Here is a 22,641-nt window from a genome sequence, read left to right on the forward strand (position 1 = left end):
ATCGTCCAATAGAAAGGAGTGAAAAGATGAGCGAAATTGATAAGGTACAACTGGCAAAAGAAAAATTAATGGATTTAGGCATATCTGGTGAGGTTGCAGCAACATTAGCTGAAACCATCATTGACGGATCAAACCCATCTGTAAATTCACATGCACAAGGTGGCAGAGGGGGGCATGCGATCAATTTAACATATGTTGATAATTATTCTACCTTAATGCTCGTTTATACATTCCTCCTGAATTCTTTGGACAATAAGGATGATTCTGAATCGAGCTTATTAAATAAATCCTTGTTAACGACATTGCAAACGGTCATTAATGAGCAACAGAAATATCGAGATGCTTTTTTGGAAGCAATAAGAAATTTAAATAAATATTAAAAAAAACTCCCCTTCAATCCAATGAAGGGGAGATCTCAAACGATGTAATAAGTTGAAGATAAAAATTATATATATACTAAGACAGTATTTAACGAATACCTCCTTAAATTGTATTTAATCCATATAGGCACCTTCCTCATTTTATTGCATACAAATAAAATGTAATATTTACTTATTTCGAACGGAGGTGCCTTGTTTGAGTACTAGTAAAGATCATTATGAAAAAAGAAAACCTCTTTTATATATTATCCAACCAGAATCGAAACCCGTATCAGTGAATATGCAGACGACTTTTTCAAGTAAGATTTCAACAAAAGAAAGTGAAACACTGGAAGCAATTGCTTCACCCAAAATTGAAGATGATAGTGAATTAAACACTGAATTGGACAATGAAAATGATCGTGGCAAAGAAATAAACGGTGATCCAGTTAATGAAGATGAAAAAATCAAAGGCGAGCAAATTGAAGGTAATTCAAAAGAAGTACCTGAAAACGGAAAAACAATGCACACAATGATTGAGAATTCTCCGCAGCAAAATACAGGATATCAAAGAAGATCGTTTAGAGAAATGAATGTAACTGAAAAGATATATTTTTTAGTTAATAAGCCTGGGTATATTCCTAGAGTAATTGTTGAAATCCAGACGGAAGACAATAATTATACTGGTGTTGTTTTAAATTATAGGGATGGAATCGTTGTATTTGATCAATTGAAAATGGGCGAGCATCCAATTCAATTAAATGAAGCAGAAATCAAAGATATTAAAATTTTTACAAAATAAAGGAAAAGTCGATAAGCTCATTCTTATCGACTTTCCGTAAATAAATACTAAGAATATTTGAATGGAAATCAATCATTTGTTTAAGTTTCTTTCTTGTTAGCAGCCTGGTAAATGAATGTCATCTAAGCATTGAATGGCAATGAATTTTCTCAGATCGACTGTAATACATGAATCTGAAAGCCTTAAATTTTCTTGTGGTCTGTCAACTTGCGGGCAAGGGCTAGTTGTACATTCAGGTTCTAATACACGTAATACTGCACAGCACCCTTCAACATTCTCGACTCTAAAGAAAATTGATTTACAGAAGAAATCAATTTTGTCATGAATCTTTTTGCCATCCTTATCACATGGGCAGTCATGGCAACCTTCATTTGGTTTAAAGAATGCTTCGAATGGATTACCATCTTCAGTAAAGAGAATGAATGGACGTGTGTTTTTTCTGTGGTGATGTTTGTTATTTGTATTAGCACCTAACACTGGGTTTAAACAATTGGTTGGGCAATTGTTTTCATCTTCCTCAGCAGCATCTTGTAAATCATTTATAAAGTTTACTACATCGCATACACAATTTAAGCGATCATCATGATCTCTGTAACTCATTTAAATTTCAACTCCTTAATTTTTTGTAATGTACATCACATTAATAGAATATTGAAAATGACCTCAATTTGTTACGAATGTCTTGGCTTTTTTTGAAAAATAGGCATAGGATTTTATCCTATATACCAATAAGGATTCGAATTCCTCCTGTTTTACTAGATTTTTGCCTAGTAAAACTAGGGGAGCTACATAGTCTGATGGATGAAGGAGTTTTCATAAAAGGGGAATGTTGAATGATACAGTCGTCTTGGTTTTTATTAATAATATTCGGTTTAGCAAGTTTCCGGTTAACTCGGTTAATTGTATCGGATAGTATTACCGCGTTTATACGGAAACCTTTTCATAATGAAGTAGAAATGGCTGATGATGAAGGAAATATGTCAACGTATATTCAAATAAAAGGAACAGGGATTAGAGCTTGGATCGGTGAGTTATTGAGCTGTTATTGGTGTACCGGCGTTTGGTGCTCGTTTGTCTTGTATGTGACATGGTTAATGTGGCCATTTGTAGTCGAACCGGTCATCATTGTTCTTGCTATTGCAGGAATCGCGGGGATCATTGAATCGATTATTACAAAAATCCTAGACTAGTGCACGAACAACCCGTTTTTTACAACATAATATAAAATATGGGGCTATATATTAGAAAGGATGTTGTGAATTGAAGAAACAAAATGGAAAAATTCCAGTATTACCAAATTATCAATTAGGACAAAATCAAGTAAACTCCAAAGGGGCAGGGACTTTGGTCAAAAAAGGTGGCTGCGGTTGCGGTAAGAAAAAGAAAAAATAACGGGCATATCGCCTGTTATTTTTTTTGACGTTCATTTTTCCTACCTTTAATTTCCATATCATAATTAAAATATTTCAGTTAAAAATAATGGTAGCTACGAAATTAATTTGAGGGGAATTATGATGAAAAATTCATTGCTAATAAAAACTTGGTTGTTAATCATCGTTCTAATAATGATGGGGTGCAGTCACGAACACGATAGTAAAGAAAGTCGTTTAGCTTTAATGAAAACGACACAGCCTGCTCCGGTAAAGATAAGGGATCAACAAGAACGCTCTATCTCAGAGCAAGTAAAAAATGAGGTGTTGCAAAACAAGGCGATATATGATGCCGCAGTCATTGAAGGCGACAAAAGGATTCTTGTTGCATATAAGGTGAAACATTTTTATCGCTTTAAAATGAAAAGAATTGAAAAAAATCTTCAAAAACAACTGAAACATCATTTTCCGAAAAAAAAATTTATCGTATCAAGTGATTACAAAATATTTCTTGAATCGGTTCGCCTTAAAGAAGCAATCAGTGATCGAACGATTTCTCAAAAAGAAGCGAAAAAAAGATTTAACGAAATTATTAAATTAACGGAAGAATTAACATAGAAAGAGTGTGTGTTAAATGGCAAATATAAATAAGACGAAAACGCCTCAACAAATTCAATATGATCAATTAGAAAAAAAGCATGAAATTAAGCGTCCACTTCTAAAAAATTGTATTCGTGCATTCTTTATTGGAGGTTTAATTTGTGTCATTGGACAAGCAGTAACCTATTTCTATATTTACTTTTTTAATTTTACCGAACAAACTGCCGGAAATCCTACGGTTGCCACAATGGTATTTTTTGCTATGTTGTTAACTGGGTTTGGAATGTATGACAAGCTTGGTCAATTTTCAGGTGCCGGAAGTGCTGTGCCTGTTACAGGATTCGGCAATGCTGTCATTTCAGCAGCTATCGAGCATCAAACTGAAGGCTATGTTTTAGGAGTAGGAGGTAATATTTTTAAATTAGCCGGATCGGTCATTGTTTTTGGTGTGTTTTCAGCATTTGTTGTTGCTTTAATTAAAACGATCCTTATTCAATGGGGGGGATTGTAATGTTAAAGGGCTCACAAACGTGGGTATTTGCCAATCATCCGGTTATTTCTTCAACAGGGGTTGTTGGCGGCCCATTTGAGAAAAATGGAAATCTTGCAGATGATTTTGATAAGTTACATGACAATCTTTGGATGGGGCAAGATTCATATGAAAAAGCGCAAAGAGTATTGATAGAAGATGCAGTGGACATTATTTTAAAGAAAACAGGACTAAAGGAAGAAAAAATTCAATTTTTCTTAGCAGGTGATTTAATTAATCAAATTACACCGTCAAGCTTTGCTGCTAGAACTAATCAAATTGCCAATCTTGGCTTATTTAGCGCATGTGCAACCTCTATGGAAGGACTTGCACTTGCTTCATTTATTATTAATTATCAAGGGGCAGAAAAAATCATTACAGGAGCGTCGAGTCATAATGCATCAGCGGAAAAACAATTTCGATATCCAACTGAATATGGCGGACAAAAGCCTCCAACTGCCCAATGGACAGTAACGGGTGCAGGATTTGCATTAGTCTCATCCGGTATAAATGAAACAAAACCACATCCGAGGGTTACATCTGCAACGATTGGAAAAGTAATTGATCTCGGTATTTCTGATCCCTTTAACATGGGTGGGGCGATGGCTCCTGCAGCGGTTGATACAATCGAAAGACATTTTCAAGATTTGCAAATTGATCCTTCTTATTACGATCTTATCGTTACAGGGGATTTGGCAACTATTGGTCGGAATATTGCCTTAGATTTATTTCAGCAAAAGGGACTTAAAATTAATGAAGATAAGTTTAATGACTGTGGGTTATTAATTTATAAAAAAGACCAGCCAGTACAGTCCGGCGCAAGTGGACCTGCCTGTTCTGCAACTGTATTATATGGGCATTTATTAAATCAAATGAAAAAAGGTGTGTACAAACGAATTTTAGTTGTCGCCACTGGTGCATTACTTTCCCCATTGTCTTTTCAACAAAAGGAAACAATCCCTTGTATCGCTCATGCGGTTTCCATTGAGTATATGTAAATATTGAATAGAAAGGCGGTATTTAACATGTTAGCAATGTTTTTTTGGGCATTTATTATTGGAGGGATCATTTGTTTAATCGGTCAATTATTATTTGATGTTGCCAAATTAACTCCGGGTCATACATTAAGTTTAATGGTAGTTATCGGAGCTGTTTTATCGGGGTTTGGGTTGTATGAACCATTAATTGATTTTGCAGGAGCGGGTGCAACGATTCCAATTACGAGCTTTGGGAATTCACTTGTCGAAGGTGCAATGAATGAAGCAAATAAACACGGGATTGTCGGAGTGTTAACCGGTATGTTTGAGGTTACTTCATCGGGAATTTCCGCTGCCATCATTTTTGGATTTATTGGTGCATTGATATTTAAACCGAAAGGATAACCCTTTTCTTTTTTAGTGCCCATACACATTTATCACACCTAACATATTCTATTAGTGAAAACAGATAAGTGAGGTGAGAGTAAATGTTCGGATACGGCGGATACGGTTGTGTAGGCGGCTGTGGTTATGGCGGATATGGCTACGCCGGTGGATTTGGCGGCGGAAGCACATTTGTATTGATTGTAGTGTTATTTATTTTGTTAATTATCGTAGGAGCAAGCTTTTGCTAATATAAAATTAGAATAAGGATGGGGTAAAACAAATTGTTTTACTTCATCTTATTTTTTTGTACATAAAGGTAATGACAATCGTTGTTTTTAATCTCGTCCGCTATTGTCTTTCACCTTTTTAATCCTTCTTTCATAACATAATGTAGTTGAAAGGGAGGGCGAGAAAAAGTATGGAAAATAATTTTTTTAAAAATATTGAGAAAAAAACGGGTGTGAATATGAAAGAAATCTTTGAATTGGCCAATTCTTTACAAAACGCAAATTTTAAAGATGAAAAAACGGTTCGTGGCATCATTCAAAGGGTTTCACAAATTGCAAATAAACCCGTTTCAAAAGAAATGGAAGATAAAATGGTCAATTCTATTGTCAAAGATGGCAAAAACATTGATATGAATACGATCTCAAAAATGATTAACAATAAAAAATAATTTCAGAAGGGCTTGCATTTTTTATGCAGGTCTTTCGTATGTTTTTATAGAATGTTTTAGGGTAAAGATGGATACATGATGAAGGAGGATTGTCATGGGATATAGTTTACCATTAGTTCATGAAGCTTATACTCAATACAAAATCCGTATGTATCAGAAACCGAAAGACTATATCAAGTTACATCATACCTCAAAGATTTCAAACCCACCAAACCAAAAAGAATCACAAACTAAAAATAATTTAGTTCAAAAAACGATAGCTGACCTTACAGGAAAGGGAAAAATCATTAACAAATATATTTAATGGTCAAATTCGTTTTTTGTAAAATATAGGTTTGATAAATATGCAAGCGGATGGAGATTCTAAGACATGTAAAGCTTTTTGGAAGGAAGAGTTGTCATGTCTGAGAAAAAACCATCAAATTTAACGGTAATAGCAATTGGATCGATTCCATTAATTATGACATTAGGAAACTCCATGCTTGTACCGATTTTGCCAAAAATGAAATCGGAGCTCCACCTATCACAATTACAGGTAAGTTTAACGATTACCGTATTTTCAATCGTTGCGGCTATTTTTATCCCAATACTAGGGTACCTATCAGATCGATTTTCCAGGAAAGTTATTATTGTCCCTGCATTATTTCTATACGGAATCGGCGGATTATTAGCCGGTTTTGCATCTGCATGGTTTTCACATGCATTTGTATGGATATTAATCGGCCGAAGTTTACAAGGGATTGGTGCAGCAGGAACAGCACCGATTGCTATGGCACTTGCAGGGGATCTCTTTAAAGGTGCACAAGAAAGTCGAGTATTAGGGCTAATAGAAGCTTCAAACGGATTTGGGAAGGTGCTATCACCGATATTAGGTTCGTTAATTGCTATTTTAGCGTGGTACGGAGTATTTTTTGCTTTTCCCGCTATTTGTGTCATTTCGATCCTTTTAACGTGGATATTTATTAAAGAGAAATCAAAGAAAAAGGCCCCGCCTCCATTTGGAAAATATGTAAAAGGTCTGCTTTCCGTTTATAAAGAGGAAGGACGCTGGCTATTTACAACCTATTTAGCAGGGGCAACTTGCCTATTCACATTATTTGGAATTTTATTTTATTTATCTGATGTTTTAGAAAAACAGCATCATATTAATGGTGTAATAAAGGGATTAATACTAGCTATTCCTTTATTGGTTATGTGTACAACGTCTTATGTTACAGGTAGTAAAATAGGGAAAAACCAGCCGATAATGAAAAAGTTAATTGTTTTAGGATTTTTATTTATGACGATATCTTATGGACTTTTAACTTTTATTAAACCATTGGTTCTCTTTATTTCCATTCTTGCATTAAGCAGCTTAGGTACAGGATTTGTGCTCCCATGTATAAATAGCTTAATTACAAATGCAGTAGGTGCTCAAAGAAGAGGTTTTGTCACTTCACTGTATGGTTCTGTGCGTTTTCTAGGGGTTGCTATTGGTCCACCTGTATTTAGTCGGCTTATGGAGTGGTCAAAACTAGGTATGTTTCTATCAATAGCTAGTCTAACTTTTGTTGTTGGTCTGTTAGCTTTACTACTCATACATCCAAACAAAGAGGGAGCAAAGTCGAAAAATAAAAAGGAAAGTAACAACTTTACTAGCCTACAACCGGTTGAAGGTAGATAATAGTGTGAAATCAATTGCTTCTACTTTTTTCGATATTGTGGCTGCAAAAATGATATGATATTCGGTGGAACTTGGAGATGAAAAATCCAATCAATAACCTTTGTGGAAAACCATTGACAAATAATGGCTTGTACAACAATTTGCCAACTAATAATATAGGAAATAATGATAAAAATTACCCCATTTATTAAAAATAATGGTTTCCCTGGGGGGATTTTTCTTAATTTTGAAATAATAAGTGCAAGAATTCCGATTCCTCCATGTGAAACCCCTTGTCTAAGCAATAATCCAACACCAATTCCTAAAGTAGCAGAACCGATAAAAAGATCTATCCAAACATTTTGGAAAGAAAAAGGAACATAAACTTCAAATAAATTAACGGCTATAGACGTACCCGTGATCCCTACTAATGTTCCAATTGCACTTGAAGTACCTAAATAATGTACAGCAATTAATAACATAGAGGCGTTAATGATAAAAAGTCCGATACTCATTGGGAGCGCGAACCAATAATTAAGCAATACTGTGATCCCACCTGCGCCTCCGGAAGGAATAAAATGCGGAAAAAGAAAACATCCCATGGAAAATCCTTGAATAATTGATCCGAGAATGATGTAGAAATATTTTTCGGAAATTTTTCGTACATTACGGAAATTATTTTTTATCAATACTACCAGTCCTGTAACAAAATATTTGTTCGTTAATATGTATGTATTTTTTATCCTCCATATGACTCGAACGATTTTGTTAAACAAATTAAAATAGTCAAGAAGGCAATCAGTTTACAATTCGGATTGCCTTTTTGTGTGTTTAGCGGAAATTATAAATTTTACGCATTGTGGATAACTTTGTTATATAAAGTGTCTACGTCTAGCTCCAGCGCCTATCGACTAGAAAACTTCAGGACTTTTCCCTACGATAAGTCAACATCGATTCGCCTTTCAGGCTCATCGTGTTTCCTTTATCTCAGTCAAAGTCCCTCCAGTTTTTACGTCGATGAGCAAGGCGCTTGCGCTTTTGTTCCTATTTACAATTAAACAAAGGATTCATACGATTTTTTGATAATTTGGGTATGTTTTTTTGGAATTCCTAAAATTTCATTTAGTATCATTTCAACAATGCTTTGAAATGTTAAATGGCTTCTAGGTCTTGGTCTCGGTAATGGAACTTTTACATCCATTGCTATGTTCCCATCCTTAAGAATAATTACCCGATCTGCTAACGAAACCGCTTCTTCCACATCATGGGTAACTAAAAGTGCAGTAAATTTTTTTTGTAACCAAATTTGCTCAATTAGACCTTGCATATCTAATCTTGTCAATGCATCAAGTGCTCCTAATGGTTCATCTAATAAAAGAAGACGTGGTTTATGGATGAGAGCCCGTGCGAGTGCTACGCGCTGTTTTTGCCCACCGGAAAGTTTTTCAGGCCATTCATGAATCCGGTTATCAAGATCAACGCTGCGAAGAACTTCTTTAACTTCCTTACTCGATTCACGGGTGAGACCTAATGCTACATTTTCGCCAACCGTTTTCCAAGGGAGTAAGCGACCGTCTTGAAACATTAATCGAGACTCGTGATTTAACTTTTCTAGTTTATTACCACTTATTTCTATAGCTCCACTATCCGGCTTTTCCAAACCTGATAAGAGACGAAGTAATGTGCTTTTTCCACATCCGCTTTTACCAACAATCGCAATAAATTCTCCTTCTTGAATTGTGAGACTAAGATTTTTTAAAACTGCTACATTTTTATAACTTTTATTAATATGTGTAAGTCTTAAATAACCTTTTTTGACTTTGCTTCTCATTTAATCAATCCTCCTTTGTTGATAGTTTGGATGCCATTGAAGCCATTTTTTTTCAAAAAACTTGGCAATGATATCGGATGCCTTTCCTAATAAGGCATATAGAAGAATGCTTAATACAATGATATCCATTTGCATAAATTCTCTTGCGGTCATCGCCATATAGCCGATTCCCGAAGTAGAAGATATAGTTTCTGCTACAATAAGTGTCACCCACATAATCCCTAAAGAGAAACGGACACCGACAAGAATGGAGGAAAGGGCGCCAGGGAAAATGATGTGAACAAAGAGGGGGAAACCTTTTAGTCCATAACTTTTTCCCATTTCGATTAATCCCTTATCGACATTTTTTATACCATGATAGGTATTAAGATATATAGGGAATAGAACACCAGTCGCAACGAGAAATATTTTTGCCTCCTCTTCAATTCCAAACCATAGAATCACTAACGGCACGAGGGCAAGATGTGGGATATTCCTCAGCATTTGTATCGAAGTATCTAATAATGTTTCAGACGTTCGAAAGATGCCATTCAACAGTCCGAGGATAAAACCGATACTTCCACCAATGAAAAAACCAAGTAAAGCCCTCCATAAACTAACCCATACATTATGAAATAACTCTCCGTTATTGATTAAATGAAATGTCGCCACAAACACATCGGAAGGGGCTGGTAAAAAGTTGGTAGACAAGATGTGAAACTTTGTGAAAAACTGCCAGCATACAACGATTAGAACGGGAATTCCCCAAGGCACTAGTTTCTTTATGAATGTTTTCACGTATAGGCATCCTTTCGTTTCTAGTTTTCGTTTAAATTGAGGACATTCTCCTTTATGTTTACTTTTTTCGGAATAATTTTTAATTCGTAAAATGTATCAGCGATATGTTGCTGTTCGTTGATTACTTCATCTGTTATTTTTTCAACACCGTATGTTCTTCTTTCAATCGCCTTGAGCATGGAGGACTCCTCAATTCCGAGAAGATTTGAAAGTAGCTCGGCTGCTTCTTTTTGATGACTATTCGCCCAGTCTGACGATTTTTGTACTTCCTTTAAAACGACTTTAATAATGTCAGGATGGGCCTTCGCAAACGTAGAGGAGGCAACAAAATAATCGCGATCAGATGTTAGCCCTTTGCCATTTACGAGTAATTTTGTGTTAGGTAATTTTTCAGCATCTGCCGTAAATGGGTCCCAAACAACCCAAGCGTCTACTTTATTTTGTTCGAAAGCTATTCTTGCATCTCCTGGTGCTAAATAGGCGGGTTCAATATCGTTTATAGATATATTCGCTTTTTTCAACGCATTAATGAGTAAAAAATGGGAGCTTGAACCCTTTGCAAATGCAATCTTTTTCCCCTTTAGATCAGCTAAGCTTTTGATTTGTCCATCATTTTTGACTAGAATACCTGAGCCTTGATATTTAGAGATCCCAGAGGCAACATATCGTAATGTAGAACCCGCTGCTTGTGCAAAAATTGGTGGTGAATCGCCCGTTCTACCGAAATCAATACTGCCGGCACTTAATGCTTCAAGTAGTGCTGGACCCGCTTGGAATTCAGACCACTTTACCTTATAGCCGTGAGATTTTAATTCCTTCTCCAACGTACCGAGCTCTTTCAGAATAACTAAAGGACAATTTTTCTGATATCCGATCCGCAGAACCTTGTCATCTGAAGAAGAAGCTGCCTTTGGATTCCCTTTATTACACCCACTCATAATTGTTGATATGAATAAGATGAAAAGTAAAAATGGGATAAAATATACATATTTTCTTTTCAGATTCATCGCATCCTTTCATTGTGCTAATGCCTAGGCAAATTGTTCAATATAACATATGTTAAAGCGATAATTAGGTACCTGAATTTTAAAAGTTTGTTGGGAGAGAAAAGTAATTGAGGCAACAAAAAAAACCAGTAAACTGGTTTTTATACATTTCCTTTTACGATTTGATTGATTTCTTCCAGTAGGTAGCGAATATCTTCTCCTTCGGTTAAGTTGATTTTTATTTCTTTTAGTGCCTTTTCTTTAATGATGTCAGTTTTTTTCTCTTTTTTCTCTGATCCATTAGTTAAACTTTTGTTGCCTTCTCGGTCTAGAATCCAAAAAATATAATTTAAATTTGGATTTTTTTCGGGATGGCTAAAAATAATAATAAAATGTATATCGAAGTATTGATCAAAATACTGCATAACACCTCTTACATAATTTTCCTCATTTTTTGAAGAGGAAAGAGAAACCCGATAATTATTGTTTAATCCAATTTGTTCAAGTTCATCTAGTATGTATTCAATAAACAGCTTCATAATATCCTCCTTTAGTAGTAAGTTTTCCTAAAGAGGGTTCTTTTATAAAAGAAAAATAAAATGAGGGCATCTTATGATACCCTCATTCATTTAAATGCGTTTTTCCATCGTTTTATGTGGAATTCCCGCATCCATAAATTCTTCTGATATTACTTTATAGCCTAATTTTTCATAAAAAGGGATGGCATGTGTTTGCGCATTAAGTTTTAAGACGTGAACATCTTGCTGCGTCGCATATTGTTCAATTGCATCCATCACTATTTTGCCGGCACCTTTGCCGCGATAAGAAGGCAGAATACATATTCGTTCTACCTTTCCTTTTCCATCAAGGATTCGGAAACGCCCGGCTCCGGCCGCATTATTTTCATCATATAAAACAAAATGCTCCGAATTTTCTTCGTATTGATCAATTTCTTCCTCAACATCGACATGCTGTTCTTCGACAAAGACTTTTTTTCTAATAGTAAATGCATCGTTTAACTGTTCTTCTGTTTCTACTTGAATGACTTTCACAGTGCAATTATTCCTCTCCTAGGCGATATGTTTCATATACGGTCCATTGACCATTTTCAAGTTGATATAAAAGGTGAAAACGATCGATCACTTCTTCATGATCGATTCCGACCATACGTAATTGCCCATAAATATCTGAATGTTCGTCATTTGATAACTTTTGCCCAATGGTAATATGAGGGACAAAAGAATATTCCGGATCTTCACCAGGCAGTTCACTATACAATTGTTTGTGTAATTGTTCAAGTTCTTCTGTCGGCTCTACTTTGAAATAAATTGTATTATTTACAGGTTGAAATGAACTAACCTTTGATACATGAATCTTCAACGGATGATGCTGTTTAGATAATTGATTAAGTTTATGCGAAATTGTCTTAATTTCATCATCCGAAGATTCAAATACATGTTTTAGAGTAATATGAGGAGGAATCAGCGCATAATGAGGATCATATCTTTTTCTGTAGGAATTCACAAGATCTTGTAGTTTCTTTGATGGAAACATGACAATACCATATTTCATTTGTTATTACCTCCTTAAAAAATACTTAATTAATATTATTATAACAATTTTTCGGAAAATTTAACATAATAAACTATATATCAGTCTATAATACATGTTTTAATGCTCTTTTTAAATCGGGCTGCCAAAACTTCCATGTATGATTTCCTTCAAATTCCTCATAAAAGTTTTGAAATCCTTTTTCTTCAAATAATTGATGAAGTTCACGGTTTGGTGTTAAAAAATCTTGAATACTTCCATTTGTCGTGGTAACTTCTGTTTCTCCCTTGCCAATAATATGATAAATATCTAACAGATGGGGGTTTGGATGATTTTTCACAAGTTGTAACACTTGATCATTGACCAATGGCGATTGCAAAATAACTTTTCCAAAAATATTTGGATATTTCACAGCTGTCATTAATGAAACGGTCGCCCCAAGCGAATCTCCAATTAAGATTCTCCCATTCCCAACTTGGTATGTAGGATATTTTTCATCTAAAAATGGAACGAGTTCATGCGCTAAAAATCGAATATATGCATCGTTTTGTTCACCTTCTGGATGATATTTCTTTCGTCGATCGTGGACATTTCGATACGGGATTCCCACGATAATAACGTTTTCAATTTCTGCATTATCCAGCAACTCGTCCGCCACTCGCGCTATTCTTCCTAGTTGAAAATAATCTTTCCCATCTTGCGCAATTAATAAATTATATTTATACAATGGAGAGTAATTCGCAGGTAAATAAACTAAGACGGTTAAATTTTCCCCTAATACTTTACTCTCAAACATTATTTCTGTAATCGTGCTTTTTTGTGTACTCAATTTACTGCCTCCTATCAACTTATTTTAATTTTACTTCGAACTACTTAAAAAAGAAAATAATTTTATACAACAAAAAACAGTTGACAGAAGAGAGGAAGCATAATATATTTATTATTGTTCTACATTATATTTCGATCTGTTAGCTCAGTTGGGAGAGCACAACCTTGACAGGGTTGGGGTCGGGGGTTCAAGTCCCTCACAGGTCATAAACCGAGTCGTATCAAGGGTTCAAGCGACATTCTAAATAACTAAAAATGTTATGGTCGTCATAAAAACTCCTGCCAACTAACTAAACCACTTTGCAAATAATTGCGAGGTGGTTTTTTTATGCTTATCAAATTTGCCATTCAAGATTTTTTAGATGAAAGGGAATTTAAAAATTTATCATCTACTACTATTCTAGCCTGCAAAAATATTCTTGGACAGTTTCAACAATATTGTTCTGAAAATGAAATAGTTAATGTTCAAGATATTACAGCAAACGTTTGTAAGAAGTATCTTCTCCATTGTCAAAGATTAGTTAATAATGCAGCTGGTGGTTATGTTGTTGTAACAGGATCATTTATCAGGGCTGCATTACTATTCATCATTATTCTGTAATTCAATTAGCGGTTGTTCCTTTTTAAATGTAACTTCATTTGTTTTTTTATCGTAATGATAAATACGAATTACATCATCTCCATAATCAGATTCACTGGTTAATACTCCAAAGTCACCATTGCCAAAATCTATCATGTTAGTAGATGAAAACTTGGGGTATATTTCTTGAGAATCATTATTAATATTTTGAGTATTGTCCCTACTACATGTTGAAAGGGTTAAAACAATTGTCAGCACAACAAGTGTAATACGAATATTTCTTAATTCTGATAAAAAATTTAAATTCATAATACTTACTCCTTATTTTATGTACTTTATTCGGTTCATCAAGTTCTAAAACTGAAATATCTTCAGTTGTTTTTTCTACAATCCTTTCGTATAGTTCATCCACTTTAACATAATAGCTCTGCAATATCATAAAGCTCCGGTACTGAAGGGAAACTATTACCGGTACACCATAATGTATTAAGTAATTTTCCATATCTGTCTTTTAAAGATTCCCTATTGTGTTCATCCTTCTTTATTAGCCAGCCCCTATATTAGTTTTAACTTTTTTCATTTTCATCACCTAATATTAGTATTCTATCTCACTTGAATTATTTCCTTTTACGAAAATATTGACCAAAAACAAATTAAATTGTTTTTTTGGCATTAGTCCAAGTTTCGCCTCTGATATTGAATGTGTTAAAGCAAGTGGGGAATGCAGTATGAAAATTTATCCATAATTTTAGAGGGATCTTTTCTCCTGTGTCGAATGAACTATATAAAGGAGGAATTATTGTAACCTCTATTTTGTAAATATAGTTTAGTAGTAAACTTTCCAAATCTACAAATGATATAATAACAAAATAAAGTAAAATGATACATTTTTTGTATATAAGAAGGCGGAAAATGTCCATTGTTGAAGAAAAGTTTAATTTTAATAGGATGTGAGGGTCTAATGAATGAATTATGGAGGAAGAGCTCATTTAAATGGGGTCACGTTTCGTTCAAACGATGTTACAGTAACTGCAAAGCGTATAAATAATACAATAGAAGTTATTGATAATGTTGATTTTGATGAGTACGAATACATAGAAAACCATGGTTTTGATTTTGAATATTTTATATCCAAGATACCATTTATTAGAGGTGTTTGGAATTTCTATTCATCACTTTTTACTTCATTAAAAAAGTTCCTTTTGATAATTTGCATTTCATTAATTGTCACATTTTTATTAAGTTATTTCTCTTTGATAAATTTAGTTACAAAGGAATATTCATTTAATGTGCCAGTTGAATTAATAATACCTTCAATCGTATTAATATTGACAATATATATTAGATTTACGGAAGTATCAAAATATCATGCGGCAGAACATATGGTTGCGAATTGTTATGATCAAGGTAAAAAACTTAACCTACTAAATGTTCAAAAGCAATCAAGAGTTCATGAATCATGTGGAACAAATCTATTAACTTTTGTTTTAACAGTGTTTATAATTTTTTTGTTTATACCAAGAATAAATGATATTAATGTTCTATTATTACTTATTTTATCATATTCAATTGCATATGAACTTTTTATTGTAGAAAATAAAATGTTGATCAAGTTTTTTAAACCTATTTATATTATCGGTTATGTTTTTCAATATTTATTTTTTACATCTAAACCTAAAAAGGAGCATCTAAAAGTAGCATTAGCTGCATTTAATAGAATGATAAAATTGCAAAATGAAATAGATAAATTAATTAAATAATTACGGGAAATTATGAAATTCATCACATTCGTCCAAGAGAGTATTATGGTTCAAATGATTATTCAAATTTAATATCCTTAAAAAAGCAATTCCATAGAAGTGAAGTAAATCCTTGGTGGACAAATTATTAACTAGAAGGAATATTGGTTCATGACATCATTAAAAATAACTATTGATACAATCAAAAGTAGATTAGATAAAGATAATCTTATTACTGTTCAACGAGAAGGTGGTTATGTAGAAAAATTGAGAATTACATTTTATTAACCTGCAACGGCGGATGAAATTACAAAACTACCAAAAGACTTTTTAAATATCTATATAGATTTTTTATTAATGCATAATGGTGCAATGTTATATGATGACCCTGAATATGGTGGTGGTTTCGAATTAAATTCTGTTAATGACATTATTAAAGATTTGGAGGTTATGGATTATCCAAAAGGTTGGTTTCCGATTGGATACGGCTATACGGATGTAGACTAGTAATTACACCGCAACATCATCTTTTTTGGATGGAGGATGGAGTAACGTTTGAAGATGAAGAAAATATTATACCTATGAAATTTGATAATTGGTTAGAAAAGTTTATCATTGCTCAAGGATCAACATTTTGGGACTGGTATAGGTATAGCTAAAACATCTGTATTTATTAGGATACTATCTCAATTACAATTTCAGTACAAAATATAAATAAAAAAGGGGTAAATAGTATTAATCTAATATCCTCATGCATTAACGCTTTAAAGTGTGTAAAATGAATTTATAAGATTTTTCTTTTCTTATCCCCTATTTTTATAAAACTTTTTTGTATCCAGTCTATGACTGGATATTTTTTTGTCTTTTATCAGCCGCTAGTGTTCTTTGTGGAAATTTGGCGTTCGCAATTAAACGAATGAAAATTAGATTTACGGTTTTTCTATATTTTTTATATAACGTATGAATGAAAAATATGATAAAATATTGAACGGGTGAGAATGATTAAAGGAAGGATTAAAAATCATGGACACGAATCGAAAAAAGAACTTGAAGGTGTTGTGGAAGTTAACTCGTCCTCATACTTTAACAGCTTCATTTGTACCTGTTCTTATCGGTACAGCTGCTGCAAGATTCTATAATCATATTAATATTTGGCTTTTTCTAGCTATGCTATTTTCTTGTTTATTTATACAAATTGCTACGAACTTATTTAATGAGTACTATGATTTCAAAAGGGGACTGGATACAGCTGATTCGGTTGGTATCGGCGGGGCAATTGTACGAGAAGGAATGAAACCTAAAACTGTCCTGAATTTAGCTATTTTATGCTATGCAATCGCAATTATATTTGGCTTTTATATTTGTATGGCAAGCAGCTGGTGGTTAGCATTAATTGGAGTGGTTGGCATGGCAATCGGTTATTTATACACTGGTGGTCCGCTCCCAATTGCTTATACACCATTCGGCGAGTTATTTGCTGGAGTATGTATGGGATCTATGTTTATTTTGATTTCATTCTTTATCCAAACGGGGTATGTTAATCAACAAAGTGTTTTATTATCCATTCCTATTGCAATTTTAGTTGGGGCAATCAATTTGGCTAATAATATTCGAGATATAGAGGAAGATACGCTCGGTGGAAGAAAAACATTAGCCATTTTAATTGGCCGGAAAAATGCAATCTATGTATTAGGTGTTGCATTTGCGCTTGCTTATTTATGGATATTGTTATTAGTTGTGATGAATATTGTAAGTCCGTGGACTTGTTTTGTCTTTTTAAGTCTGCCGATTCCGGTTAAAGCAATTAAAGGATTCGTAGGCGGTGGAGTTGGCATTAAAATGATTACAGCTATGAAATCGACAGCACAAACGAATACATTTTTTGGACTTTTGTTGGCCATCGGATTATTTATAGGTCAATAGTGATTAAAAATGAGTCCAAAGCTCAATTGCGATGCAGTTGGGCTTTTTTTATGGTGAAATTTATATCTCATTTTGGATAAAAACTGTTTTTTAAGTTAAATACTAATGTGGAGCGGTTATTTTATTATAAATGGGGTGCTGTAATTGCCAAATAGATTATTCAATTTTATTAAAGGAAGTTGGACAGAAGTGAATTTTGAAGAATTGGAAGAAGAGCTTCCGGAAAGCCTAATAGACGAATGGGATGATAGGACAGAACTATTGGAAATTGAGGATCCAAATATCATACACCTAAAAAAATAAGCGATTCAGGAAATCGAAGGTACTATACACTAAGAAAGAATGGGTAGGGAATTTCGGATCTTATGGAGGTGTTTGCAGCACGATTCTTACCTTTGAGGGGCCGTTTCAGCGGGTTCTGAGCAACTATCGTCCCGCTTACCCCTAAACCGGTACCATAGCTGCGTGAATCGCGTAATCATCGTCCCGCTTACCCCTAAACCGGTACCATAGCTGCGTGAATCGCGTAATCATCGTACCACTTCACCCAATACCGGTACCATAGCTGCGTGAATCGCGTAATCATCGTCCCGCTTGCCCCAATACCGGTACCATAGCTGTGTGAATCGCGTAATCATCGTCCCGCTTGCCCCAATACCGGTACCATAGCTGCGTGAATCGCGTAATCATCGTCCCGCTTACCCCTAAACCGGTACCATAGCTGTGTGAATCGCGTAATCATCGTACCACTTCACCCTAAACCGGTACCATAGCTATGTGAATCGAGTAATCATTGTCCCGCTTGCCCCAATACCTGTACCATAGCTGCAAGATTTGCATTATCATCGTCCCATCTCGCTCACTTCACAGCTCATAACCAAAATAAGTTTTTCTTATCAGATTGGTTCTGAAAACCAGTCCAGTCTATTATTAATCATCATTTTCATTACCTATATCTTCCTGTTATTGGATAGGGTTTGAAGTACAAAAAAATCCAGCAAGCTGGATTTTTCGGGGGGAAGTATCTGTTATATCGGATACAAACTAATCATAATAAATAGATACTAATATTTCGTTAAATAAATATTAATAATTTGTTAAGATTGTTCGCTTGCTAATTTTGGTTCTTTGTTTTCTTTTTATTGATCATACTTGCACTGAAAGCAATAATGAAAACACTAAATGAGAATCCAAATCCTATAAATGGAAGATAGGCTCCTATTAATTTTATTATGTGCATCAATCTATGTTATCCTTTCCAAACTCTTCATTCTTTTATTGGGTTTCTCTTTAGTAATTCGATTAGGATGGTAATAGCAAAAATGAATATTGGCACACCAAAACCAAAATAAGCAAAGATAGAAGCTATTTGTTCCATAGTATCATCCTTTTTATTATTTGTTTTTAGTATTACCGAAAAAATAGATTTAATGTGAAGAAATGCTTATAAGAAAAATACACATGAAAAATGGCTGCGTTTTATGCAGCCATATACGGGTTATGTACTTGTATTTTTAAGAAAAAGGGTAAAGTTCCATCACAAAAATAAAAATTAGCACAAGAATGACGATAATTGTGATGGCACCTAGAGCAATTTTTTTCACTTGAGTTCCCCCAAAATAAAATAATCAAATAGTATTAAATTCCTATAAAAAAAGCTAATCTTTCACTTGGAATTAAAAAAGGAGTGTTGAGTTTAGTATATGAATGATTTTTTTAAGAAGAAATTTAGACAATTGAGCGAAAAGAAAGTTCATGATCAGGATTTATTACATTACTAAGCAACTGAATATCCTTAAGAATATCTTTTCGAATTTCTTCACATTCACAATGATTGAAATCTTCAAAAAGGCGACCAAGTTCTTTAATAAATAGTAAATGTTCATCTTCTCTTATCATCGTATTTTTCGCTCCCTAAGTATATAGTCATAATTATTATATAGTAACTATGTACCATAAGTGAAGGAGAAAATGAAATATGGCGTTTTAAATACGGGTGAATAATATACCAGCACAAAATCCGTGAAACGTGGAACTAGCTATGTTCCGGCTCGTTTCATGGATTCTATGAAAAAATTTATTTATCCGATTGAAAGATAATATTATTTTGCTTTCTAGCTGTTTCAGTAATTGATAGTATTGCTTCACTAATTTGAGTTAGTTCTGAATAGGCTTTTTGATCATTCTTCTCGATAATATTGGTAAACGTTTCGATTTCATAGATCATATCTAATTCTTCTTGATCTACACCAATAGATTTTCTTTCTTTTGTTTTATTATTTATCAACTCTAAACTCGTTGGTGTTGCGCTATCCATAAGGATTGATCCAGTCTCCCCATGAATCTCGTTTTGAATATATGAGTGAGAAATCTTAGAACAAATAATTGTACAAACAAACTCTTTATACCGGAGAATAAGAGTTCCATTTCCATCCACACCACTTCGAAGTATAGTTGGATGATATGAATAGGATAATGGCTTTCCAAAAAGTTTAATTGCGACGGAAAGTGGATAAACTCCTAAATCAACCAATGCTCCCCCGGAAAATTCTGTTGAAAAAACATTTGGAGTTTCCCCATCTAAAAAGGCATCATAGCGAGATGAATACTGTACATAATGCAATAGTGCGCTTCTTATCGTTCCGATTTTGGGCAATTGCTTCATTAACTGGTTTATATTTGGGGTATGGATGTTCCGAATAGCTTCAAATAAATAAACTCCATGATCATTAGCTATTTTGTGAGCTTCTGTAAACTCTTTCATATTAGAAAAAATCGGTTTTTCACAAATGACATGTTTATTATTTTCTAATAATAGTTTTGCATGTTCAAAATGCAATGAATTTGGTGAGGCAATATAGACGATATCAATTTCCGGGTGTTTCGCTAATTCCGTTATATCGTTAAAATATAATGGAACGGAATGCTTTGCAGCAAATTCTTTTGCTTTATTAATAGACCTTGAATAGACCGCTTTCAACGTAAGTTTTCCGGATTTGTGGGCAGATTCAATAAAAGTGGACGTAATCCAATTAGTTCCAATCGTTGCAAATTTCATGTGATTTCTCTCCTTGTATAATATAGTTATATGAACCCATTTTACACTTTTAGCGGGGATCAGTCATTTTTTTGAATAAAAAAATGGCAGCTAGCGGCTGCCAAAAGTGGTAAGTTTTAGCTTGGATCTACTTCATCCCAAGAAAAAGTTGTTACATTTGTGTATTCCCCTTTTTCAATTTCTTCGGGGGTAGCCTCTCTATCTAATTCTTCAGCATCGTCCATTCCAGGGGCAATTGACGGTTTTTGATTTTTCTTCATCTTTCAATCCTCCTTCTCTATTCATCAATAGTTTTTCCGAAGGAGGGATTTTTAGAATAGAAAAAATGAGTTTAATTACATCCGTTAATTCTCAATCCCGACAATTGCTTCTAAACCAATTTCAACATTACCTTGAATAGCTCTTGAAATCATACAACTTTTTTCTGCCCGTTCTGCTAGCTGCTTCACTTTTTCTACTTGATCCGCCGGACATTCTTTTTTCAAGACGACATTTGGGCGATGAATAATTTTTTTATATGTAATGACGCCTTTATCTACTTCCACAATACCTTCTGAATTTTGCGTTAAACTTGCAACAGGAATGTTTCGTCTTTCTAACATTGCTGCAAGCGTAATAATATAGCATGTTGCTGCAGCTCCAAGGAGCATTTCATCAGGATTTGTTCCAATTCCCGGACCATCCATTTCAGGGGGGATCGAAATTTGTGTTTTTAAATTTCCGGCATTAATTTCACCAACACTATTTCTTCCACCAGTCCAATTTGCTGATAAATGAAAACGGTGTTCTCCCATTTGTACATTCCTCCTCATAAATGATTATACATGATTATTCGAAAAAATAACGCGTATGACTATTGTATTTCAAAATATTCTAATATAATAGAAGGGTGAAATTGAAAATAGGAGAGATCTTTCATGAATACATATGGCAATGCTAAAGAAACAATGGAGTTAATTAAACAACTCGTTTCGATTCCAAGTCCATCGGGAAATACAAAAAAAGTGATCGACTTTTGTGAGCAATATTTAAAAGATTCAAATGTTGAAATGTATAGAAATCGTAAAGGCGGACTTATTATCACATTACCAGGGAAAAACACGAAACAACATCGTATGTTAACTGCGCATGTAGATACATTAGGTGCAATGGTAAAGGAAGTAAAAGCCAATGGCCGCTTAAAGTTAACGATGATCGGTGGTTTCCGTTGGAATTCCGTTGAAGGGGAATATTGTAAAATTGAAACTTCTTCAGGAAAAGTATATACAGGAACAATTCTTATGCATCAGCAATCCGTTCATGTGTATAAAGACGCAGGAAAGGCAGAGCGTAATGAGGATAATATTGAAGTTCGTATTGATGAAAAAGTATTAAATGAACAAGATGTACGTGCACTTGGTATTGAAGAAGGAGATTTTGTTTCATTTGAACCACGTGTGGAAATTACGGAATCAGGATACATTAAATCTCGTCATCTTGATGATAAAGCAAGTGCTGCGATTCTTTTACGACTAATTAAATTCATTAAAGAAAATAATGTTGAACTACCATACACAACACATTTTCTAATTTCTAATAATGAAGAGATTGGCTATGGAGGAAATTCGAATATTACCCCAGAAACCGTCGAATATTTAGCGGTCGATATGGGCGCTCTTGGTGACGGCCAGTCCTCTGATGAATATACTGTTTCTATCTGTGCAAAAGATTCTAGCGGTCCATATCATTATGGTTTACGTAAACATTTAGTCAACTTAGCGAAGGAAAACAATATTGAATATAAAGTGGATATTTATCCATTCTACGGCTCTGATGCTTCAGCCGCTATTCGTGCTGGATTTGATATCGTTCATGGTCTTGTTGGGCCTGGAATTGAATCTTCTCACGCATTTGAACGCACGCATGAATCATCCATCCGCAACACAGAGCAATTACTATTTGCCTATGTACAATCAGACATCGTTCCACAATAAGTTTTTTAGAGCCTTAATTTTCATAGGATAAATTAAGGTTCTTTTTATATAGC

34 protein-coding genes and 1 tRNA gene are annotated in these 22,641 nt (G+C 34.2%); 21 read left to right on the forward strand and 14 right to left on the reverse strand.

What is annotated here, in order from left to right; all coding sequences use genetic code 11:
- The first annotated feature begins 26 nt into the window (after positions 1-26).
- Together MKY81_RS11825 and MKY81_RS11830 are read left to right on the forward strand one after the other, a co-directional pair.
- Entirely contained in the window at positions 27-380 is a 354-nt protein-coding gene (locus MKY81_RS11825; RefSeq protein ID WP_066231324.1) for a hypothetical protein, read from the forward strand.
- 196 nt (positions 381-576) lie between these two features.
- The gene (locus MKY81_RS11830) at positions 577-1,161 is read left to right on the forward strand and encodes a CotO family spore coat protein (protein ID WP_341117881.1); all 585 of its coding nucleotides are present in this window, start codon (positions 577-579) and stop codon (positions 1,159-1,161) included.
- 96 nt (positions 1,162-1,257) lie between these two features.
- Here the strand turns inward: MKY81_RS11830 and MKY81_RS11835 are convergent, their stop codons facing one another.
- Positions 1,258-1,761, reverse strand: a complete 504-nt coding sequence (locus MKY81_RS11835) for a CotY/CotZ family spore coat protein (protein WP_066231319.1) — start codon at positions 1,759-1,761, stop codon at positions 1,258-1,260.
- A gap of 233 nt (positions 1,762-1,994) precedes the next feature.
- On the opposite strand from MKY81_RS11835, the gene MKY81_RS11840 reads away from it, so the two are divergent.
- The 10 genes from MKY81_RS11840 to MKY81_RS11885 all read left to right on the forward strand — a co-directional run bounded on the left by MKY81_RS11840 (position 1,995) and on the right by MKY81_RS11885 (position 7,363).
- Positions 1,995-2,351 (forward strand): DUF1360 domain-containing protein, encoded by a 357-nt coding sequence (locus tag MKY81_RS11840; RefSeq protein WP_066231316.1) that lies wholly within the window; start codon positions 1,995-1,997, stop codon positions 2,349-2,351.
- A gap of 70 nt (positions 2,352-2,421) precedes the next feature.
- The gene (locus MKY81_RS11845; protein WP_258223536.1) at positions 2,422-2,553 is read left to right on the forward strand and encodes a hypothetical protein; all 132 of its coding nucleotides are present in this window, start codon (positions 2,422-2,424) and stop codon (positions 2,551-2,553) included.
- 122 nt (positions 2,554-2,675) lie between these two features.
- The gene (locus MKY81_RS11850; protein WP_066231313.1) at positions 2,676-3,149 is read left to right on the forward strand and encodes a YhcN/YlaJ family sporulation lipoprotein; all 474 of its coding nucleotides are present in this window, start codon (positions 2,676-2,678) and stop codon (positions 3,147-3,149) included.
- 16 nt (positions 3,150-3,165) lie between these two features.
- Entirely contained in the window at positions 3,166-3,642 is a 477-nt protein-coding gene (gene spoVAC / locus MKY81_RS11855; RefSeq protein WP_325948549.1) for a stage V sporulation protein AC, read from the forward strand.
- Entirely contained in the window at positions 3,642-4,658 is a 1,017-nt protein-coding gene (spoVAD, locus tag MKY81_RS11860; protein WP_107920754.1) for a stage V sporulation protein AD, read from the forward strand. The genes spoVAC and spoVAD overlap by 1 nt, the downstream gene beginning before the upstream one ends.
- A 27-nt stretch (positions 4,659-4,685) precedes the next feature.
- Positions 4,686-5,042: a stage V sporulation protein AE gene (gene spoVAE / locus MKY81_RS11865; protein WP_066231306.1), complete on the forward strand. Its 357-nt coding sequence runs from the start codon at positions 4,686-4,688 to the stop codon at positions 5,040-5,042.
- A gap of 83 nt (positions 5,043-5,125) precedes the next feature.
- Positions 5,126-5,272, forward strand: coding sequence for a YjcZ family sporulation protein (locus MKY81_RS11870; protein ID WP_084347620.1), 147 nt, complete (start codon positions 5,126-5,128; stop codon positions 5,270-5,272).
- 170 nt (positions 5,273-5,442) lie between these two features.
- The gene (locus tag MKY81_RS11875; RefSeq protein WP_066231303.1) at positions 5,443-5,700 is read left to right on the forward strand and encodes a stage VI sporulation protein F; all 258 of its coding nucleotides are present in this window, start codon (positions 5,443-5,445) and stop codon (positions 5,698-5,700) included.
- A 94-nt stretch (positions 5,701-5,794) separates the two neighbouring features.
- Complete coding sequence (locus MKY81_RS11880; RefSeq protein WP_341117884.1) at positions 5,795-6,004, forward strand: hypothetical protein; 210 nt, start codon at positions 5,795-5,797, stop codon at positions 6,002-6,004.
- A 96-nt stretch (positions 6,005-6,100) separates the two neighbouring features.
- Positions 6,101-7,363 carry an MFS transporter gene (locus MKY81_RS11885; RefSeq protein ID WP_066231296.1) on the forward strand — a complete coding sequence of 421 codons (1,263 nt, stop codon included), beginning with the start codon at positions 6,101-6,103 and terminating at the stop codon, positions 7,361-7,363.
- Positions 7,364-7,383: 20 nt separating this feature from the next.
- On the opposite strand, the gene MKY81_RS11890 is transcribed toward MKY81_RS11885, so the two are convergent.
- The 8 genes from MKY81_RS11890 to MKY81_RS11925 all read right to left on the reverse strand — a co-directional run bounded on the left by MKY81_RS11890 (position 7,384) and on the right by MKY81_RS11925 (position 13,283).
- A complete protein-coding gene (locus MKY81_RS11890) occupies positions 7,384-8,031 on the reverse strand; it encodes a YitT family protein (protein WP_244913539.1) in 648 nt (215 codons plus the stop codon).
- Positions 8,032-8,396: 365 nt separating this feature from the next.
- Positions 8,397-9,173 (reverse strand): ABC transporter ATP-binding protein, encoded by a 777-nt coding sequence (locus MKY81_RS11895; protein ID WP_108073394.1) that lies wholly within the window; start codon positions 9,171-9,173, stop codon positions 8,397-8,399.
- A complete protein-coding gene (ssuC, locus tag MKY81_RS11900) occupies positions 9,174-9,950 on the reverse strand; it encodes an aliphatic sulfonate ABC transporter permease SsuC (RefSeq protein WP_341117885.1) in 777 nt (258 codons plus the stop codon).
- Positions 9,951-9,970: 20 nt separating this feature from the next.
- Positions 9,971-10,957 (reverse strand): sulfonate ABC transporter substrate-binding protein, encoded by a 987-nt coding sequence (locus tag MKY81_RS11905; protein WP_341117887.1) that lies wholly within the window; start codon positions 10,955-10,957, stop codon positions 9,971-9,973.
- Positions 10,958-11,097: 140 nt separating this feature from the next.
- Positions 11,098-11,475 (reverse strand): hypothetical protein, encoded by a 378-nt coding sequence (locus MKY81_RS11910; RefSeq protein ID WP_108073695.1) that lies wholly within the window; start codon positions 11,473-11,475, stop codon positions 11,098-11,100.
- Positions 11,476-11,565: 90 nt separating this feature from the next.
- Positions 11,566-11,988, reverse strand: a complete 423-nt coding sequence (locus MKY81_RS11915) for a GNAT family N-acetyltransferase (RefSeq protein WP_341117888.1) — start codon at positions 11,986-11,988, stop codon at positions 11,566-11,568.
- A gap of 7 nt (positions 11,989-11,995) precedes the next feature.
- The gene (locus tag MKY81_RS11920; RefSeq protein WP_108073691.1) at positions 11,996-12,508 is read right to left on the reverse strand and encodes a YjcG family protein; all 513 of its coding nucleotides are present in this window, start codon (positions 12,506-12,508) and stop codon (positions 11,996-11,998) included.
- An 85-nt stretch (positions 12,509-12,593) separates the two neighbouring features.
- Positions 12,594-13,283, reverse strand: coding sequence for an alpha/beta hydrolase (locus MKY81_RS11925; RefSeq protein ID WP_108073699.1), 690 nt, complete (start codon positions 13,281-13,283; stop codon positions 12,594-12,596).
- A gap of 166 nt (positions 13,284-13,449) precedes the next feature.
- On the opposite strand from MKY81_RS11925, the gene MKY81_RS11930 reads away from it, so the two are divergent.
- Both MKY81_RS11930 and MKY81_RS11935 read left to right on the forward strand, forming a co-directional pair.
- Positions 13,450-13,522: transfer RNA gene (locus MKY81_RS11930), tRNA-Val, on the forward strand.
- A gap of 121 nt (positions 13,523-13,643) precedes the next feature.
- Positions 13,644-13,916, forward strand: coding sequence for a phage integrase SAM-like domain-containing protein (locus tag MKY81_RS11935; RefSeq protein ID WP_108073431.1), 273 nt, complete (start codon positions 13,644-13,646; stop codon positions 13,914-13,916).
- Here MKY81_RS11935 and MKY81_RS11940 read toward each other — a convergent pair.
- A complete protein-coding gene (locus tag MKY81_RS11940; RefSeq protein WP_108073433.1) occupies positions 13,896-14,204 on the reverse strand; it encodes a hypothetical protein in 309 nt (102 codons plus the stop codon). The two genes, MKY81_RS11935 and MKY81_RS11940, sit on opposite strands and share 21 nt — an antisense overlap.
- 656 nt (positions 14,205-14,860) lie before the next feature.
- Between MKY81_RS11940 and MKY81_RS11945 the strand changes: the two genes are divergently transcribed.
- From MKY81_RS11945 to MKY81_RS11970, 6 genes are all read left to right on the forward strand, one after another.
- Complete coding sequence (locus tag MKY81_RS11945; RefSeq protein WP_108073435.1) at positions 14,861-15,655, forward strand: DUF1385 domain-containing protein; 795 nt, start codon at positions 14,861-14,863, stop codon at positions 15,653-15,655.
- A gap of 17 nt (positions 15,656-15,672) precedes the next feature.
- Entirely contained in the window at positions 15,673-15,786 is a 114-nt protein-coding gene (locus MKY81_RS11950) for a hypothetical protein (protein ID WP_341118779.1), read from the forward strand.
- Between the two features lie 205 nt (positions 15,787-15,991).
- Positions 15,992-16,141 carry a hypothetical protein gene (locus tag MKY81_RS11955; protein ID WP_181294717.1) on the forward strand — a complete coding sequence of 50 codons (150 nt, stop codon included), beginning with the start codon at positions 15,992-15,994 and terminating at the stop codon, positions 16,139-16,141.
- A 29-nt stretch (positions 16,142-16,170) separates the two neighbouring features.
- Entirely contained in the window at positions 16,171-16,293 is a 123-nt protein-coding gene (locus tag MKY81_RS11960) for a hypothetical protein (protein ID WP_341117892.1), read from the forward strand.
- A 364-nt stretch (positions 16,294-16,657) separates the two neighbouring features.
- Entirely contained in the window at positions 16,658-17,557 is a 900-nt protein-coding gene (locus MKY81_RS11965) for a 1,4-dihydroxy-2-naphthoate polyprenyltransferase (RefSeq protein WP_066227940.1), read from the forward strand.
- Between the two features lie 144 nt (positions 17,558-17,701).
- Complete coding sequence (locus MKY81_RS11970; RefSeq protein WP_181294718.1) at positions 17,702-17,860, forward strand: hypothetical protein; 159 nt, start codon at positions 17,702-17,704, stop codon at positions 17,858-17,860.
- 1,425 nt (positions 17,861-19,285) lie between these two features.
- Here the strand turns inward: MKY81_RS11970 and MKY81_RS11975 are convergent.
- From MKY81_RS11975 to MKY81_RS11990, 4 genes are all read right to left on the reverse strand, one after another.
- Complete coding sequence (locus MKY81_RS11975; RefSeq protein WP_165797818.1) at positions 19,286-19,456, reverse strand: hypothetical protein; 171 nt, start codon at positions 19,454-19,456, stop codon at positions 19,286-19,288.
- A 178-nt stretch (positions 19,457-19,634) separates the two neighbouring features.
- Positions 19,635-20,615: a Gfo/Idh/MocA family protein gene (locus MKY81_RS11980; protein WP_341117894.1), complete on the reverse strand. Its 981-nt coding sequence runs from the start codon at positions 20,613-20,615 to the stop codon at positions 19,635-19,637.
- 116 nt (positions 20,616-20,731) lie between these two features.
- A complete protein-coding gene (locus MKY81_RS11985; protein ID WP_165797719.1) occupies positions 20,732-20,875 on the reverse strand; it encodes a hypothetical protein in 144 nt (47 codons plus the stop codon).
- A gap of 84 nt (positions 20,876-20,959) precedes the next feature.
- Positions 20,960-21,409: an OsmC family protein gene (locus MKY81_RS11990; RefSeq protein ID WP_108072949.1), complete on the reverse strand. Its 450-nt coding sequence runs from the start codon at positions 21,407-21,409 to the stop codon at positions 20,960-20,962.
- A gap of 123 nt (positions 21,410-21,532) precedes the next feature.
- Between MKY81_RS11990 and MKY81_RS11995 the strand changes: the two genes are divergently transcribed.
- Positions 21,533-22,588 (forward strand): M42 family metallopeptidase, encoded by a 1,056-nt coding sequence (locus MKY81_RS11995; RefSeq protein ID WP_341117896.1) that lies wholly within the window; start codon positions 21,533-21,535, stop codon positions 22,586-22,588.
- The last annotated feature ends 53 nt before the right edge of the window (positions 22,589-22,641 follow it).

This window comes from Heyndrickxia sp. FSL W8-0423 (genome assembly GCF_038009395.1).
Lineage (GTDB): Bacteria > Bacillota > Bacilli > Bacillales > Bacillaceae_C > Heyndrickxia > Heyndrickxia sporothermodurans.